We start from the raw sequence: 16,967 nt of genomic DNA on the forward strand, positions 1-16,967 counted from the left end.
AGCGAGCATCAAGGATGATTCAAAACGTTCCTTCGTTGGAAAAACTCACTCATGAGCTGGCAAAGCTTCCTGGTATTGGTCCAAAAACCGCCCAGCGGTTGGCCTATTTTGTTTTAAGGTCTTCGGATGAGTATGTGGCCTCTTTGCGCCAGGCCCTGCAAATGGTGAAAGACAATATTCATGAGTGTCCTGAGTGCTTTTCCTACACCGAAGAAGACGAGCTGTGCCGCTTTTGCCAAGACGCAAACCGGGATGATCACCTTCTGTGCGTGGTCGAAGACCCGGCGGACATTGGCCGTATTGAGTCCTCGGGTGTTTTTCGTGGGCGCTACCATGTCCTGCATGGGTCCATCTCCCCTCTTGATGGGATTTCGCCCCAGGATTTGAAGATTCCGCATTTGCTGCAAAAGATCCAAAGTGGCCTGGATGGGGCCCGCCCCAAGGTGACCGAAGTGATTTTGGCCCTGGATGCGGACCTGGAAGGGGATACGACAGTTCTTTATCTTGCCAAGGTGCTCCGAGAAAAGGGGATTCAGGTCTCCCGGATCGCTCACGGTGTTCCCATCGGTGGTGATATCGACTATATTGATCACAGGACCCTGGGGAGGGCCCTGGAAAACCGGGTAGTACTTTAATGTCATTTGTTAATCGAGATACCAAAGAAATCCACTGTAAGATCGTTTATTACGGTCCATCTCTCGGCGGCAAGACCACCAATTTACAGTGGGTCTATCACAAGGCCGTTAGTGAGGAGAAATCCGACTTGGTTTCTTTGCCTGGTGATGTGGACCGGACTTTGTTTTTTGATTTTCTCCCCATCGATATTGGCGACATTCGCGGCTACCGCACGAGATTTCATTTGTACACCGTGCCCGGCCAGGTTGTTTACGAACCCAGCCGCAAGTTGATTCTTAAGGGTCTGGACGGAATCATCTTTGTTGCCGACTCTCAGGCCGAGAGGATGGATGAGAACATCCAGTCCCTTGTTGATTTGGAAAAAAACCTGAAACTTCAGGGTTACGACATCGCTGACTTGCCTCTTGTGTTTCAATACAACAAGCGCGATCTTCCTAATGCACTTCCTGTTGCGGAATTGCGCAGTAGCCTGAACCGCTTCAACGCCCCTGACTTTGAGGGAACTGCTCGCGAGGGAACCGGTGTGTTTGAGGCCCTTAAAACGGTTTCAAAATCCATTATTACGGTTCTCAAGGGCGGCGAGATCTATTAAAAGTCTCTTACGTCTCTATTAAGGGAGGCTCATGATGAAGGCCTTGGCCCGTGATATCCAAGAGCTCAAGAAAGAAAAAAACGCCGTTATCCTTGCTCACTACTACGAAGAAGGTGACATCCAGGACATTGCCGACCATGTGGGCGATAGCTTGTTTCTCGCGCAAATGGGGCAAAAAGTGGACGCCCCGGTTGTGCTTTTGGCTGGCGTTTATTTTATGGCCGAATCGGTAAAGATCCTTTCACCGGAAAAGACGGTACTTGTACCCGATCTGGCGGCTGGGTGTTCCCTGGTGGATCATTCACCTGTCGAGAAGTACCTTCACTGGCGGCAACAACATCCAGACGCCTTGTGCATGACCTACGTCAACAGCAGTGCGGCCGTAAAGGCCATCTCGGATGTGGTGTGCACATCCAGTAACGCGGAAAAGATCTTGGCTGGTATCCCCAAAGACAGAAGAGTTTTGTTTGGCCCCGATCACAATCTTGGCAGCTATCTCTCCAAGAAGCTGAACCGTGAGATGATCCTGTGGCCCGGTGCCTGTGAAGTCCACGTGCTGTTTTCAGCGCGCAAGTTGTTTGAGCTCAAAAGCCAGTACCCGGAAGCACCAGTGCTGGCCCATCCAGAGTGCTTGGATTCGGTCCTTCAATATGCTGACGTGATTGGCTCCACATCGAAACTTCTGCAAGAAGTGAAGGACAACCCTTCCCATCAGTTTATCGTCGCTACCGAATCCGGGATCTTTCATCAGATGAAAAAGGTGCGCCCCGAAGCTGAGCTCATCCAAGCTCCGGCCGAAGGAAGTTGCTCGTGTAACGAATGCCCCTACATGAAGCTCAACACTCTTGAAAAAATCAAAGCGGCTCTTGAAAACCTTAAGCCCGAGGTCACGCTGAACGAAACCATTCGCCAGCGAGCGCAGGTGCCACTGGATCGTATGATGACCTTAACTCAAGGTGGATGTGTGGAGTGGCCTGAGACATTTGCCGTTTCCAAAGAGGAGCTGGCTCTTGTTTGAGGTGCCCCTTAAAGACATTCGTCACCACCTGGGTGATGAGAGTTTTTATTTTGAAGTCAGCGAAGACTGGGCTTCCCGGCATGAAAATCACCGGCGCTCCATTCGCCATCACTTGTTTAATCACCTATCTGATCTGGGGTGGAGTCCTTCCCGAGGAGTCCTTGAGCCCGGTAGTGAACGCCTGGCGAGTGATCCCCCACTGAGCTTGAGTCATTGCCCCGCAGCCGGAGGCTTTGCCTATTTGTCGCCAGAATCAAATACCCATGTGGGCTTTGATGTGGAAGATCCGGACAGAGTCACGGTGGAAGTGGTGGCGAGGATTTCCCGCGATGAAGAAGTGCAAATGGCCCCTGATCCGGCCTCCCTCTGGGTGGCTAAAGAGGCCACTTATAAGGCTCTACCAAAGGAAATTCAGCCCCTGGTGATTGGTCAAATTGAGATTCATAATTGGTTAACACTTGGCCACAACTTCTACACCTTTACTGGTGGGGTTTTTGGATCACAACACTTTCGAAACGCCCAGGGCCTCGTATTAGGATCTGGGGGTCTAAAAATGGGATTCTTTCTTTTTCCCGCTTAATATTCTTTGACCCATACCGATAGATTTTACAGCAGGCCTTTAGTCATGGGTGAAGTGATGCGGGGCCAAATGTGAAAATGAGAGCGAGGAACCGACATGCCTGTAAGAGCGGAAAGAAGGCACGCGGACAGAAAGTCAGTGGATAGTATTGAGGTCTCGGACCTGACAAGTCTGTCGAATTACCGTGTCATAGCAAAAAAGGGAAACATTGTTGATGCCTCAACAACAGGTTTCATGATTCAGATCGAGCGCAAAGATCTGCTACCTACCGACTTAAAATCAAATTTGAGTTTGGACTCTTTGATTGGACAACAAGTTGTCCTATTTCTTCCTCAGATGAACTTGGACCTTGATGGCACGGTCAACCGCACAGCCCACAAAGGTAAGGGCTGCTTTGAAATTGCCATTGAGTTTTCTCGTGATGTGCCAGAGTACTGGCGGGAATGTCTGATTGATCTTTTGCCCGCACCGGGCGAAATGGAAGACGAAGAAGAGGCCGGTTGAGACCGGCCTTTTTCATTTATGCGAGCGACGTAAACTCCGGAAGCCCTTCCTCACCAATTAACACCAAAGAATAACTAGCGGGAAAAAACCAACTTAAGGCCTCAAGTATTCCCATGTGCTCTTCCTGCGGGGGATTTCCCAAGGACTCGGCCGAAAAACAAAGATCAAATGCATCTCCTTGCTCCGACATCACCAACACCCGTGGGTCTTCAACCCCTTGTTGGCTGAGAAACTCCTTCACAATTTTACGGGCATAGGTGGGAAAGTACTCCTCCGTGGGAGGGCCTGCAACAATCACCTCCCCCTCAGCGATCTCAAAAAGACCACCACCCTCCATGACCGGCTCGTGATCGGCAAAAAACTTACCTGTGGTTTGATAGAGCCACAGCTGGCCATAGGTGAGAACGTAATCCGGAGTGGGCTTTTGCGGATTTAGGGCCAAGCCGACGCCTTGATTCAGAAGCCACTGAAAGACCTCGGTAACAGGCTCACCCTCAACGCCCTCACCAATTTCCACAAACAGATAGGGCCACCCATCCGGGCCGGTCTGGGGGGTGTCCGTCAAAATGCGACAGTCCAGAGAGGGGAGCAGACCAAGAAGCTCCTCTTCCCACTGTTCATTACGTAAGGCATCGGGCTGAGAAATAAGCTTATTTAGATTCATGGGTCGGGATATAGCACAGACCTGAGGGATTGCAATAGGAGGCTGTGTGTTACTTCTTCTCTTCTTCTTGAGGAGGAAGTTCAACCGCGCCAATGTCAGGACTGGCGTCCCTTTCTTTGCCTTCCAAATCCAGCTCGGCACCGACAACGACAACGCCTTGGTCACGGACTTTGCTGATGACTTCTGCGTGCTCAGGGTCGAGGCGAATACCCAGATCGGGATCCGATTTAAAGTACTCGGGCTTAGAGATCACGTTGGCCAAGTAGGTGTTCGGTGATCCTCCGCCGCGTGTGTAAGATGTGGGATAAAGCAGGTTATTGGCCACATCAGGGTTTGAGTTCACAAAGCGAATGTCGAGAGCGGCAAAGGTGGCGGCATCGGTTGAATACACCGTATTGTGGTGAACCTTGGCATCGATGGCCTGCTCAAGGCCAATACCGGTATCAAAGCGGTTCTGCGTAGAAGCCACAATCAGATTATTGCGAATCACTCCACCGAAGTGGCCGACGTATTTGGCAGCCTCAGTTGTCACTCCCGGATAATCAGTATAGGATCGACCGATTTCATCTTTTGTTTCGCCCAGGCCAAAACCAATTCCTCTGGCGCAATTGTGAATAAAGTTGCGCTCCACCAAGGTATCGCGACTGGAGTTCCAAAAGTGAACCGCATGCTCAGCCAGTCCGCCATTGTTACAATAGATGTCTTTAAAGACGTTATCGCGCACCCACCAATTGCGACTCTTGTGGGCATCGATGCCGCCCGTGTAGCAGCCACCACCAGATGGATCCACTTTGGCCCGCCCGCTGGCGGTTAGCACAAAGCTGGAACAGGCCACTTCCACGTTGTCACTTGGGGTGTTGAAGGAACTCGACTTGATAAACTGTTGCCTGCCATCTTCCAACTGAACATTGTAGACCTTGCCGCCCACTCCCCCATCCACAAAGTGAATGAGATGATAAAAGCTTCTTCTCACCGTCACGTTGGCAATGACCACGTTTACGGCACTGATTTGGATGATGGAACCACCCTGGTGATTGCCATCGAGAATCACATCCTCCGGACGACCCGTAGATGAAGCCAATCGCAATCCAGCGGTGTTGAATTGGAGGGTGGCGCTGAGGTTGTACACTCCCGGCGAAAGAATAAAGGCCGTGCCCGGAACCGCACTTTGAATAAGCCCTGGGAGGGCACTCGCCTGGCTCGGATTAATCTGCTCCACTTGAACTGAGCCCTCGCGCACGTCCAGCTCTGGACAAAGCTTGCTGGCTTCAGGAATGACCGGGCCACCGGGGCCGTTGTTGTTATTGTTATTATTATTGTTGTTGGTGCTACCGCCCTGGTTCTGGGCCTCCTGGCCGAGGAGCTTGTTGCCTACGCCCATACCGCTGCAGTTTTGATTGATCATAAGGACCCCTGTCACCATTAACATGACAGCGGCCATCAGGCCCACACGACGCAAATTTCCCCCTCGCAGGCCACACTCCTGGCCCTCGACAATTGTAGCATGAGGGCTAGCTGTTAGGCGCCCCCGTGTTTCATCTTGAGATGCTATTGAGGAATTCCCGACCACTCGAGTTCGTTAGGGTCGTCGATTGGTCTGAAGTCAGACAGCCACAGGGGCCTTGGCTTCCTTCACAGCTACAGGGGGTGAGGTGGTTGAGCATGTCCTCAAAGAGGCTTAGGTTGCGCCCGGGGCGGTATTTTTCAACTGAAAAGTCAGAGCCAAACAAGATCCTGTGGACGCCAAATCGGTTCCACTCTGAGAATGACGGTGCTCTCAAGGATTTAACGATCGGAGATGCGGGCAATAGTGCGCTGGCGACGATACTGACAGCACGAAAGGTGGTTGAGGACTCGATCCACAGATTGGCCAGACGACTACCCGCTTCGAGATCATTGATCATCTTAAGGTTGCGCCAATCATTAGCCCCGTGAGCAAAAATAAACTGAACGCGGGAGAACTTTTTGACAATCGGAAGCACCGCCTGAAGCTCGGCTGCATTTTGGATTTCCGTAATTTCATTTTCCTGGGCAATATGTCGAAAGCCTTCGGAGGCGAGGGCCTGCTGGCGAATAGCTTCGCGCTTTTTGCCATCGATATCCTCATCCTCACTTTCAGTGATCTCTATCATCGCATCGTACTCAATGAAGTCCTCAAGAAGCTCATCGCGATACTGAAAAAAGGGCAGATTAAGGTGGATGAGGACAAACTTCGCCTTATCACCAGCCTTTGCGAGAGCTCGGCTCAAGCCCTCCGTGTTTTGTATGTTGGTAAAGGACACCTGGTCTCGGGTGAATTGCTCGTAGGGGTTGGACTCATTGCGCAGCTTTAGTCCCTTCATACCCGGGAGATTCAAGCAATCGTTCAGATAGGAATCTAAATCCGGCCAAAGCAGATTGCCACCACACAAGCCCGTGGCACGATCTTTAAGTAGGCCAACCACTTCGGAGGTGATGCGATCACCCAGCTGACGGTCTTTTTGCCAATCACCGCTCGGACTATATCCCGAAGTAATCAGATAAGAAGGTGATATCAACAAGAGGTGATCGACCCTTTCCAGGATGCCGGAGGCTTTGAGCTTTTCTACCTGTGCTTCGGCTGGCTCGAAGTTTAAGTGAACATGAGTGTCTAGACTTGCACGCAATGGAGCCACCTTGCCTGCCTGGGCCTGGATCAGCCACGACAAAGTCAAAAGGGCAAGAAATGTCTTAGTCCGCACACAAGTCACCGCTCTACTCCCTATTGTTGAGACTTCTTTTTTAGTGCTTCTTCAGCTGCATCATGAAAGCCCTGGACGAAATCCTTGAGTAAGAAGGGATCAGATGTCATGCCGACTAGCCGGCTCATGCGCTCATGGAGGGATTTCCAAATGCGCTCAGACTCCCAAACCTCAGCTGGCGTTGGTTTTCCGCTATCGATGTAAGGAAGATAAGCCTTGGCGTGGGCAAGCAGCTCCTCACCGTGAGCGGCAGAAAGAATAAAAAACTCAGCCAAGACATCAAGATCAGAGGCAGTGGGAGTTCCAAAGTAGTAATTTCTGCGGAACATCTTGTTCAATTCAGTATCAAGAATCTGAATGGCTCTCAAATCGCCATCGCTCAGCTTGTCCGGATCAATTGAGGGTCCACTGATTCTCCCTGCCAGACGGGCTTCGACATAGGCAACCGCTGCATCCACTTTTTGCTGAGGGGAGACTTCTTCTTTTAGGCGACTGAGATCCATTTCTTTGCCGCCATGTTTTTTAATGTTTGTCGCCATGATTCCCACGGCCTGGGAGAAGGTAAGCGAGGGCTGAGTGAGAATGGCCTGAGATGTGGCTCCTTCACTCAGGCAGCTGCGCCAACCATACCAGCGCAGGTTGTGCTGGGTGAGCATCAAGGGGTCCAAACGACGAAATGTGGAGCCGTCTTTTGTTCTCGTCGTGATGTCGTCGGACATTTGCACGGGAAAGCTAAACTTGGTCTTGCCGTTCTCGTCACCCTTGTACAGAAGCTCAAAATTGAGGTTACGCGCCAGTGATCGACAAACGGCCGACCAGGTTTCGCGTAGGGGTTTGTCGATCGTTTCTGCTTCCGCATCACAAAGCTTAACGGCTGCATCCCAGGCTTTGTCCGAGGCATCGTCTTTCTTTTCGCCTCGAGCGACGTGAATAGGAGCGTACAACAATGCCCCGGCCATACAAAGGGGGCCCGTGAGTACACAGGCCAAACCGCCCACATAAAAAGCCGTGATAAATCCAGCCGAGCTCTCCTCGATGTCGGTCGGGCAATAGTGCCTTCGGCTTGGCACCTCCTTTAAGACCTTTTCATCGTCGGCGTCTGCGGCAAAGGCCGGAGGAGCAGCAATCATTGCGGCAAGGAGTAGGGTCAAAGGAAACTGGGCCAGTGAATCGGGGCATTTCATGGCACGACCTCTTGGGGTAAAGGTTGGGGGCTTTTTTCGAGGCTCCAGGGTGCAAAGGGCAGTCCAGTCCCTTTCCTGGCTAGCTTCCAAGCCAAGACCCAGCCCTGGCCATTTTTCTGTCACCCCTCACCCAAAATTGTCTCTTCTTTCCCAGGACTTATTCGACATCAGACCTGTCCGGAGGTTCTCCTCAAGTTACACGTACTGGCCTTTCATCTCGATGGGATTAGTCTAGAAGGCTTCGAGAGCCTTCTGATTGGGGGCGGTTGGAGATATACTGAGCGCAGTTCTCCATTGAATCGAGGCACTGGCATGGCTGATGTAAAAAAGACCTTTTTCTGCATTGGTTGCCTACAACACATGAAGATGCCCATTCCTCTGCGGGGACCCCTCGCCTGGCCTTTTCGGGTTTTTGGCATCAAGCCGAGCCAAATGAACCCAAACCTTTGCACCATCTGCGAAGTGATGTTCACCAAGGTCAAGAAATCGAAGCAGATCTCCATAGATTCGACCATTATGTTTGCCGACTTGCGCGGCTATACCAGCATGTTCGAAGCCAGCGAGTCGGATAAAATCATGAGCCTTCTTCATGATTTTTACGATACCTGCTCAAACGAGGTGTGGGCCCGGGGGGGAATCATCAATAAATTCATTGGTGATTGTGTACTGGCAATTTTTAACTTTCCTATCATGCAGGAGCGCCACGGGAGAGCAGCAGTACTCGCTGCCCTTGAGCTGCTTCGCCAATGTGTTGAAAAGACTTGGCTGGATTGTACGTCAGATCCAAATATGTGTATTCCTGTGTGTGTTGGTGTTGGCATCCACTCCGGCAAGACTTCGATTGGCGAAGTTGGCTCCTCTTACAAGGATTTCACGGCAATCGGTCCGGTTGTGAACTTGGCCTCGCGCTTACAAAGTGCTGCAAAGCCAGGTGAGATTCTCATTACCCCTCAGGTATACAGTGAAGTTCAGGACATATTTCCCAACCTTAATCCTAAGACAATTTCCATCAAGGGATTTAAAGATCCCGTTGAAGTCTATTCCATTGACCAGCAGGTGATCATGCAAGCCAAGGAGGCCATTGACCGGGCCCTAGGCCCTTCAGGCGGGGAAAAATCCGACCACGCATCCGCCTAATGGGAACCCGGCAATTGTCTCAATTTGAGACAAAAGTTGGCTGAATTTGCGAACAGCACACTCATAGCTGTAACATGAACATACTTTGGGTTGGTGAGTTTCCATGGATGTGGTGGTGCCCTGGGCGATAGGGCCTTCGATCTTACCCTTGACTATAACCAATAGTGGAATGTTGTTGGCTTAAGCAATTAAGGGTGTTTCATGCTTAGAATATTAGTGCTCGGAATCTGCATAGGCGGGTTCACATCTGCTTTATATGCCAAGGAGCCTTCCGTCCATGATCAGGTGACATGTCGTAAGATCGGCGAGTGCCAGGACTTCTTTTTCGAGCAGGGCTGCGAAGACTTGGCTGTCGATCGCGAAATACGCTCCATGATGATCACTTGCTCAGCCAATGAAATCAACCAATCAGATTCAAAGACAATGGAAGAAGTAGTGAAAAGCTGTGGTATTTCCGTTGGTGATTCCGTCGTCAGCGCTCTTGAGGGCATTGCTTCGCTTCCTGCCTTCGCACAGAATAATTTGGAGAAGCACATTGCCGAGAACAAACTAGCCCAGGAAATCTGTTCCTCGCAACTAGGGTATACTTATATTGACGGTACAGTCCTCGACTCCCAGCTTTTTGGTCAATATAAGGAAAAGGACAAGCCATCACTCAAGTGGAAACGCTGCTATGGAGTTGAAGTAAAAAAACTTAGAAACTACAGTTTCCCAACGATTCCTGACCTAGAAGAACTCGTAGAGGCCGCAAGCGAAGTTTACACGACTGCTCGCTGTATCAAACCTGAGGCCCAAGCCAAATTTGTCTGTCCAACACTAGCCAGTATGGTGGCTGGTGGCGTTGCCGGCTTTGCGGCTAAAAAAGCCTTCCTTCGTCTGGCCTCTCGTATAGGTAAAGGGCCAGATGTCAGTAAATACATGGATGACCTGGAAGACAAAGCTAAGTCCCGCAAAGAGATTTTGTCCATTGCCCACCAGGATGATCTGCTGTCGGCCACCGAAAGTCCGGCCGGGACCAAAGCTATTCGCGAGGCCGGACTTGATAAAGATCAGATGCTCATGGGTGTGATGGACTCAGATGTAGGTAAAATCCAGGCCTTTTGGACCTCCAATATCATGACTCCGAGTCGTACCAGTGACACCTTTATCCGCAACCTTCAAGGGCGGGGGCGCTCACCTGCGGGTGTTGCGATGAGAGAGGTGTTTGATGATATGGGCTTTAAGGGCAAGGGTCTGTTGACCCCGGATCTCAATCCAGATCAGGTGCGGGGGGTGATTACCAAGAACCCGGCTCTGTTTGGCTACCTTCACGAACTCCCTGGCCTTAAGCGAGCAATGGACGATTTAGATGCCGGCAAGATCACCAAAGCTCAATTTAAAACCCGGGTTCGCGCCAATCTCTTTCACAACGGACCCAACGACGGCTTTTGGAAGATCTTTAGCGATGTCATTGTCGGCGGTGGATTTTCCCAAGGCGATGACGTAACCAAGAAGTTCTTTCGCAATACCGTTTTTGATCAGGGTCCGGACGCTAAAGGCGTTCACGTCCCCAAGTACCCCGGGGCCACCTCTCCAGAAGGGGCGTTTCACACCTTGTTTGATCGCCTGAGCCAGGGGACCAGGGGTGGTATGGTTAAGATCTTCCATGAAGTTGGCGGCAAGCCCTTGGCTGATAAGCCCAATATGAAACTCCGTGAAATTAAAAACATGAAAGGGGACCCCGCTGGCTTGAATAACCTGGGTGAAGTCGTCATCGGCAATCCGCAGAAAACCATGTCCCAGGTGTCAGCTCTTAAGGAGCACCTCAAAGACATGGTAGCAAAAAACCAGCTGAGTCCCAAGCAGCACAAGGCCCTTGATGGTCTTGTCCTGCAGGCTGAAAACCGACTTAAAAAGCAAGATGAGTTTATCAGGCGCCACGTGCGCACCCATCCTGAAAATCCGGGCTCGCCACCCAACTATTCAAAAATTGAAATCTCCTACAGAGACTCGACTGGTCGACAGGTAGTCGAAACGATAACCGACGACAGCCCGTCGGACAGGGCCGTCGATTCGCTTAATCGCCTGATGCTCGCGGAAGAAAGGGCCAACGGTGACCCGATGAGAGACCTGGGCAAATCCTCGGTCCCAAGGCTTGATCCCGCCGTCGTATTAGGATCAATCGGTGGCGCCTTTGTTCCCGCCGATTCCGACGATGAAAAGCTCCAGTGCCCGCAGCGACCGGCAAACACCATATCCAATGGCGTCCGCCGCACCAACGCCGAAGGCACAAACTAGTCTCCGCCACTCAACAAACGGCGAAGCTCCTTAAGATAGGCCTCGCTCTTACCGCCGGGCTGGGCCTGTGCAAGATCATAGATGACCTTAAGTGGCGCCATCTCCGAAGTAATCATGAGGTCCTCATAGGTCCACTGCCCCTGGAGCCGCATTCTGTGAAGTGATTCACTGGGGGCTGATAGCTGCCCCAGCCTCATTTGCTGAACAAGCTCTTTTGCGACCAGGAAGTATTTATTGACCAAGGGGCTTTGATCCAAGGCCTCGACAAGACTCTTATCGAGCATCAAAACATCTAGATCGCCCTTTTCGATTTCCAATCGCAATCTCTTGCTAAGATTATACCTGTGATAGTCATTGACGTCCCGGCGAGCGGACATGAGTTCGCTCATGACCATTTCTGGAATTTCTCCGCGCAGAATGAAATACTGATTGAGCGCCTCTTCGAACATATAGTTCCGATAATGATCATAGTCCCCGCGCATGACTGAGCGAACAGGGTCGGTCAGCCCACGCCAAATGGCCATGGAGGAGATTGCCAAGGTGTTGCGCACCATATTCTCCAATGCGTTCGGAGTTACGGAAGGGTCTAAAGGTGAAACCCCACGGTTTTGAACGAACACATTGGTTGCTTCGGCCACTTCGCCAATCGTCAAGGGTACTAAATCCATGGTTTCCAAAATTGCCCGAGGGACCGGACCAATGTTTCCATAAAAGGAGCGAAACTCGCGAACCAAATTCATCAATTCCGGATTTTTCAATAGGGCCAATTCGAACTCTGAAAATCCACGGTGAGGCTTGTCAGCTCCGGCCTTTTCGGCAGCCAGCAGTCGATCACACAGTTTCCAGGTAGATTTCAGTTGGCCGGTAAAAAATGGGTAAGAAAACAGCTCAGCAACGAAACGATTGATGATCAGATCAATTTCCCGACTTCCCGTCGATTGGCGCAGTCCCCGCAGAGTGGACTGAAGCTCAGCAATCACTTCGGGATTCAGGTCACCCCGCCCACCAAGTTCTTTCGCCACCTCTTGATTGATACGCACAAAGGCTTCCATAGCCACGTTTAACTGGTCAATCGTCTCCACCACGTTTTGTGGCTGGGTTCCCCGTCGTCTTCCCGTATACAGGGGCCCCTCAGGAAGGGTTCTTGGCAAGCGACCCAGGCGGCTCAGCACTAATTCCTTGGCGTCGATGTAACTGGTTTTTCCTGGCTCTTCGCCAAAAAACATGATCACCGGAGTTGGTTTGTCATGAGCAATGCGCACCACGCGGCCCGGTCCTTGGATGTATTCTGGAAACTTGACGTACTTTTTAAACGACAAATACCAACCGGCCTGAGGGAAATCGAGGCCCTCTTTGATGGTGCCAACAAGAGCGTGAATCACCTCACCTCTGTAAGGTGTACCGGTGCGGAAGGCCTCATAGGCCTTGGTGCGCTGGTTGGCGGACAAACGCTGAAGGGAAAGAAATCTTTTCCCTGTCAGCTCCGTTAACATCGAAGCAACCGGCTCCGCATCACGCGGGTAAGTATGAATAAGTCCAACGCCATGACCATCGATAAAGGTCTCTATGTCGGGCCAGGCCTTTTTAAGTTTGGTGAGGCTCACTCGCGAGTGAGTTCCCGTCGCTCCCCTTTCAAAGATAGAGGCAAATTCAAAACCCCTGCTGGAAGCATCGTAAAAGATAGGATCGGAGGCATTGAGCTCTCCCCTGTGCCAGGCCTCCTGATACTGATCGGCCATCCGCTTCCATTCGAGATTAATATCTCCATCCGGATCCGCCCGAGTCCCACGGAGGCGTCCGATTTGATGTCTTGCCCATAGCCCTGGCTTATCTAGAGCTGCCGAAAAGGTGGCGTCGTAAAGTTCCGAGGTCAAAAGGGTTCTGGTAATGGGAGAAGCGGTGACTCCCAAGATATCAAGGGCAAAAGACACATCAGAGGCCGCACGATCCCGAGTGGCCACCCTTAAGGCACTATTGAGGACCTGAGTGAAAACGTCGCCCGTTGCATTGTGAGCTTCGTCCACCAACAGGGCTCGCGAACGTTCGAAAAAGGCCTCTTTGGCCGGCTCGCCACGGACTCGCATACCGAAGGTTGGATAACTGGTAACCAGCACCACGGGAATGGGCGAGCGATCGACAAAATCAAGGAACTCCTGATTCGAGATGTGCTCTGATCGGCCACCTCCCCACTGGACGATGCGGAACTTCTGGGCTCCCACCTGTTCATTGAGTTGTTTGCCAATATTCAGTGCCAATTCACTGGTGAGATCCGGAGTTTTGGTCATGACAATGACAAGCTTTCTGGGCCCGGCCTCTAAGATGTGATCGGCTATGGTGTCGACCAGCACTCGCGTCTTTCCAACTGCTGTTGATGCCGTGAAGAGCAAGGACCTGACACCTTTGCGCAGCTCAGGTGACTGTTGAATTTCCTGGCGAACGGCGATGGCTTCGTCCTGGGTCGGCCGATTAAAGGAAGCCTTCCCCAGGTGCAGAAGAGAATCAATCAGCATTAGAGGCGAACTCTCTGTACTTATGTAACGGTTAAGAGCGCTTCCAGAAATCAAGGATTGGATGATCGAGGGATTGATTTCACCAAGTAGTTGACGGGTTCGGAAACCAACGGGCAAGTCCAAGACCTGGGTCAATACCCCGTTGATGGACTGAGCCTGAACGGGCTGAACTTGGTTGATCCCTTCGCGCCAGCGCACCATTAGGGGCATGGCATCCGCCTGGTGCTTGATGACCAGGGTGGCGTCATCAAGCTTTTCAAAATTCATAAACGGCCGGCACAGTCCCCTAAGTCCCGTCACTTTTTGAAATGGGCCTTCGAGAAAGAAGATCATTGGCGCGGTTAACTCGGACAGGTCGACGCGCAAGGTGCGGCCGCGAGCCTTTTCAGTCATCGACTGCTCCACTTTGCGTGCTGTCTCCGGATCCGTTTCTTTTAACTTCGACACCTGAACCCGAAGCTGATCCTGAGGCTCAAGAGGGGGTTTGCTCTGAGGAAGGGCCTGTTCAACCAAACTTAAACGATCATCAAGTCGTCGACCCGAACGCACCTTGGTATATTGAGTTTCTCGAACTTCGGCCCGACAGGCACCAATGGCCCACGCCGACTGGCCGTAAACTGCCAATGATAAACTCACGCCTAATATATAGATGATGATCCTCATAAAAGGATTCGCCTCCCGTATTCCTCGTGCCATGGGCCGCTCAGATGCAAGCCAATGGCCAGTTACAAAGGCGAGGCTTTCTTCCTCAATTCCAATTAAATCAGGATTGGCTTCACCCATCAGTCTAGGCATGGGCCTTTTTTGTTAACGATAACAAACCCCTAGCTCAAATTGGTCACTTGCGCCGACCCGAGTGCTCGCTTTCATTTCCAAAACAAGACCTTCTAAAGGGAGTGCCGGGTTTCGAGAACGAAGTGGAACCGGCGCCACTGCCGCGCCGACCAGTTGGGTCGGCTCGTCACTTGCGCCGAGTTTTCTTTTTCGCCTGAGCCTAGGCTCCGATGGAGCCCTCAGGCTTACGTAGCCGAGAAGTCCGACTGAGACTTGCGAGCGAATGGCTCGGAGACCATCAGGGCGGGGCGCCCTCACCAAATAAAAGAACCCTCTTAAATGAAGGCCAAAATGGCGTTCGTTTAAGAGGGTTCTTTTATTTGGTAGGGAGTGCCGGGGTCGAACCGACGACATCCACCTTGTAAGGGTGGCGCTCTACCAACTGAGCTAACTCCCTATTCCATTAAGATGTGGGAGAGAAAGTAAAGAAAAACGCCCTGGATGTCCAGAGCGTTTTTCAGGGAAACCACATCTCTACCAGTTGATCGCCCCCCAGCTAGAGGGGAGATCGATAAGTCCAGCCCTAAGGAGCAAATTGCCCCTGTTGGGTGCACTCATTTTTCTTAATCTTTTCAATAACATAGTGGCTGTCCTGGCTCTTATCTGAAATGTAAGAGCGGACAGTCACCACGGTGTGAACCTGATCGTGCTCGCAAGAGAACTTGTCTTTTTCCACGTAGTTACCCACAAAGGCGGTGTAACTGCGAGGCTGAACATCAGGATCCACATTGTACATGGCAAGGCGAACCACGGTTTGGCCCTTGGGAGAAAGGCCGCGGCCTGTGGCAATAAGCTCCATGTTTTCGTCGTAGCGATTCACTTCAATGATACGAGCGCCCGTCTGGGTGGTGCTGACTACGTGAAACTCAAAATAGTCGGTGATCTGACCGTCAACAACCTGCCAGACACCATCTATAGTCTTCCATGGGAATGGGCAACGAGAGGCAAATGGCCACGGAACTGGATCATCTCCTGCCGCCAAGCTGACCTTCGCTGACGCACCCATCGTCAGCCCGAGAGCCAGTATCAATAATAGTTTTTTCATCCCATCCCCCAAGTCAGTCACAATTCCTAAGCATTGTTGTGATTATCAAACAGTACTCGAGCATTCTTATTCAAATAGTAACCATTCTTCGCACGGTAGATGTACTTCGGCTTGTCGTAATCAGGTTCAATCATCTTCCGCAAGCGCTTGATGGTTACGTAAATCTTATTGTCATGCACAGCCGGGTCGTATTCCTGCTTCCAAACTCTCTCTACCAGAGCTTCCTTGGTGTAAACCTCACCCGGATTTTTCAGGAACAAGCGGAGCATATCCAAAAGGATAAATTGATTCTTAAAGTCCACTTTTCCCTTTTTCTTTTCCATCACCGTGTTGGTGCTGGAATCAAAAACAATGTCGTACTCAGAGTCTTCCATGGCCCCTAGGCGCTTAAGCCTGTCGTCGATACTGCGAGCCAAGTAACGAAGGTTGGCCGGATCTACAGATCTCTTGGCAAGAGTCAGGTACATGCGACCCAAATCCACTTCGCCGGAATCCGCATAGGTGATCCCCATGGCAAAGAGAAGACTCACATACATATAGAGATTTTTTTGCTCTTTAAGAATGTCGTAGCACTGCCAGAACACATCAAGTGCCTGCTCGTACTTACCCATCTTCAAGAGAATATGTCCATTTAAGACCTGGCTCGACAAACGCAGCTCAGGAAGATCCAAAACCTGAAAGAACACCTGCAGATTGTAGATCTCTTTGAGTGCATCTTCATAGCGGCCGAGGAAGTGATAAACAATGGCCAAACCATGAATGGCGTAGCAAATGTCTTCTTTAGCATCAGCCGAAAGAGCTAAGGCCAATGACTTTTCCAAATACTCAAGAGCAACTTTGTGCTGTCCCTTATAGGAAGCACAGAGAGCCAGGGTGTAATAGGTCTTGGAATTCAGTTCGACATTTTTGTTGAGAACCAAGTCCTGAAGAGTTTCTTTGATCGATTGGATCTTTTCACTCTCTTCCATCTCGGCATACATACGCAGCAAAACGTTTTGGCACTTAAGGTAAGCCTCAAAGTTTTTTTCGGTATAAAAAACTGCTGCAGCTTTTGTGATCTTATCGATGGCGACGCGGAAATCCCCACGCTCAAAATAGAGCTTGCCGACTTCATATGTTGATTCCGGCTTTATGATCTTTTCTGCCACCGAGAGGTCCCGCCCTTTAAGAATCTGTATTTGGTCTTTCATTTTCTTACAAAATCTGACCTGAAGGTCAATCATTTGTAAAAGAATGCCAGGAAAGCCCCAAAATTGGGGTAATTGA

The 16,967-nt window shown here is 50.9% G+C and carries 14 protein-coding genes and 1 tRNA gene; 7 read left to right on the forward strand and 8 right to left on the reverse strand.

Features of this window, described 5'->3' with window-relative positions; genetic code table 11:
• Positions 1-14 precede the first annotated feature (14 nt).
• From recR to H6624_13035, 5 genes are all read left to right on the forward strand, one after another.
• A complete protein-coding gene (gene recR / locus H6624_13015) occupies positions 15-635 on the forward strand; it encodes a recombination protein RecR (protein ID MCB9085263.1) in 621 nt (206 codons plus the stop codon).
• Positions 635-1,228: a gliding-motility protein MglA gene (locus H6624_13020; GenBank protein ID MCB9085264.1), complete on the forward strand. Its 594-nt coding sequence runs from the start codon at positions 635-637 to the stop codon at positions 1,226-1,228. Before recR ends, H6624_13020 begins: the two co-directional genes overlap by 1 nt.
• A gap of 31 nt (positions 1,229-1,259) precedes the next feature.
• A complete protein-coding gene (nadA, locus tag H6624_13025) occupies positions 1,260-2,246 on the forward strand; it encodes a quinolinate synthase NadA (GenBank protein MCB9085265.1) in 987 nt (328 codons plus the stop codon).
• A complete protein-coding gene (locus H6624_13030; protein ID MCB9085266.1) occupies positions 2,239-2,826 on the forward strand; it encodes a hypothetical protein in 588 nt (195 codons plus the stop codon). The genes nadA and H6624_13030 overlap by 8 nt, the downstream gene beginning before the upstream one ends.
• Positions 2,827-2,922: 96 nt before the next feature.
• On the forward strand, positions 2,923-3,330 hold the full coding sequence (locus H6624_13035; protein ID MCB9085267.1) for a hypothetical protein: 408 nt from the start codon (positions 2,923-2,925) through the stop codon (positions 3,328-3,330).
• 16 nt (positions 3,331-3,346) lie between these two features.
• On the opposite strand, the gene H6624_13040 is transcribed toward H6624_13035, so the two are convergent.
• The 4 genes from H6624_13040 to H6624_13055 all read right to left on the reverse strand — a co-directional run bounded on the left by H6624_13040 (position 3,347) and on the right by H6624_13055 (position 7,898).
• Positions 3,347-3,994 (reverse strand): hypothetical protein, encoded by a 648-nt coding sequence (locus tag H6624_13040; GenBank protein MCB9085268.1) that lies wholly within the window; start codon positions 3,992-3,994, stop codon positions 3,347-3,349.
• Positions 3,995-4,043: 49 nt separating this feature from the next.
• Positions 4,044-5,453: a hypothetical protein gene (locus tag H6624_13045; protein MCB9085269.1), complete on the reverse strand. Its 1,410-nt coding sequence runs from the start codon at positions 5,451-5,453 to the stop codon at positions 4,044-4,046.
• Positions 5,454-5,529: 76 nt separating this feature from the next.
• The gene (locus H6624_13050) at positions 5,530-6,714 is read right to left on the reverse strand and encodes a hypothetical protein (protein ID MCB9085270.1); all 1,185 of its coding nucleotides are present in this window, start codon (positions 6,712-6,714) and stop codon (positions 5,530-5,532) included.
• Between the two features lie 20 nt (positions 6,715-6,734).
• The gene (locus H6624_13055) at positions 6,735-7,898 is read right to left on the reverse strand and encodes a hypothetical protein (protein ID MCB9085271.1); all 1,164 of its coding nucleotides are present in this window, start codon (positions 7,896-7,898) and stop codon (positions 6,735-6,737) included.
• Positions 7,899-8,210: 312 nt separating this feature from the next.
• On the opposite strand from H6624_13055, the gene H6624_13060 reads away from it, so the two are divergent.
• Together H6624_13060 and H6624_13065 are read left to right on the forward strand one after the other, a co-directional pair.
• The gene (locus tag H6624_13060) at positions 8,211-9,035 is read left to right on the forward strand and encodes an adenylate/guanylate cyclase domain-containing protein (protein ID MCB9085272.1); all 825 of its coding nucleotides are present in this window, start codon (positions 8,211-8,213) and stop codon (positions 9,033-9,035) included.
• A 201-nt stretch (positions 9,036-9,236) separates the two neighbouring features.
• Positions 9,237-11,312, forward strand: coding sequence for a hypothetical protein (locus tag H6624_13065; protein MCB9085273.1), 2,076 nt, complete (start codon positions 9,237-9,239; stop codon positions 11,310-11,312).
• On the opposite strand, the gene H6624_13070 is transcribed toward H6624_13065, so the two are convergent.
• The 4 genes from H6624_13070 to H6624_13085 form a co-directional block, all read right to left on the reverse strand.
• On the reverse strand, positions 11,309-14,617 hold the full coding sequence (locus H6624_13070; GenBank protein MCB9085274.1) for a DEAD/DEAH box helicase family protein: 3,309 nt from the start codon (positions 14,615-14,617) through the stop codon (positions 11,309-11,311). The two genes, H6624_13065 and H6624_13070, sit on opposite strands and share 4 nt — an antisense overlap.
• 360 nt (positions 14,618-14,977) lie before the next feature.
• Positions 14,978-15,053, reverse strand: a tRNA-Val gene (locus tag H6624_13075).
• Positions 15,054-15,179: 126 nt separating this feature from the next.
• Entirely contained in the window at positions 15,180-15,701 is a 522-nt protein-coding gene (locus tag H6624_13080) for a hypothetical protein (GenBank protein ID MCB9085275.1), read from the reverse strand.
• A gap of 26 nt (positions 15,702-15,727) precedes the next feature.
• Entirely contained in the window at positions 15,728-16,891 is a 1,164-nt protein-coding gene (locus H6624_13085) for a tetratricopeptide repeat protein (GenBank protein ID MCB9085276.1), read from the reverse strand.
• Between the last annotated feature and the right edge of the window lie 76 nt (positions 16,892-16,967).

This window comes from Pseudobdellovibrionaceae bacterium (assembly GCA_020635075.1).
Lineage (GTDB): Bacteria > Bdellovibrionota > Bdellovibrionia > Bdellovibrionales > UBA1609 > JADZEO01.

What these genes read in the sequence shown, in the direction of transcription:
- H6624_13085 (MCB9085276.1), bottom strand. Translation starts at nt 16,891, where the DNA reads ATGAAAGACCAAATACAGATTCTTAAAGGGCGGGACCTCTCGGTGGCA.
- H6624_13055 (MCB9085271.1), bottom strand. Translation starts at nt 7,898, where the DNA reads ATGAAATGCCCCGATTCACTGGCCCAGTTTCCTTTGACCCTACTCCTT.
- recR (MCB9085263.1), top strand. Translation starts at nt 15, where the DNA reads ATGATTCAAAACGTTCCTTCGTTGGAAAAACTCACTCATGAGCTGGCA.
- H6624_13035 (MCB9085267.1), top strand. Translation starts at nt 2,923, where the DNA reads ATGCCTGTAAGAGCGGAAAGAAGGCACGCGGACAGAAAGTCAGTGGAT.
- nadA (MCB9085265.1), top strand. Translation starts at nt 1,260, where the DNA reads ATGATGAAGGCCTTGGCCCGTGATATCCAAGAGCTCAAGAAAGAAAAA.
- H6624_13080 (MCB9085275.1), bottom strand. Translation starts at nt 15,701, where the DNA reads ATGAAAAAACTATTATTGATACTGGCTCTCGGGCTGACGATGGGTGCG.
- H6624_13060 (MCB9085272.1), top strand. Translation starts at nt 8,211, where the DNA reads ATGGCTGATGTAAAAAAGACCTTTTTCTGCATTGGTTGCCTACAACAC.
- H6624_13065 (MCB9085273.1), top strand. Translation starts at nt 9,237, where the DNA reads ATGCTTAGAATATTAGTGCTCGGAATCTGCATAGGCGGGTTCACATCT.
- H6624_13020 (MCB9085264.1), top strand. Translation starts at nt 635, where the DNA reads ATGTCATTTGTTAATCGAGATACCAAAGAAATCCACTGTAAGATCGTT.
- H6624_13070 (MCB9085274.1), bottom strand. Translation starts at nt 14,617, where the DNA reads ATGCCTAGACTGATGGGTGAAGCCAATCCTGATTTAATTGGAATTGAG.
- H6624_13040 (MCB9085268.1), bottom strand. Translation starts at nt 3,994, where the DNA reads ATGAATCTAAATAAGCTTATTTCTCAGCCCGATGCCTTACGTAATGAA.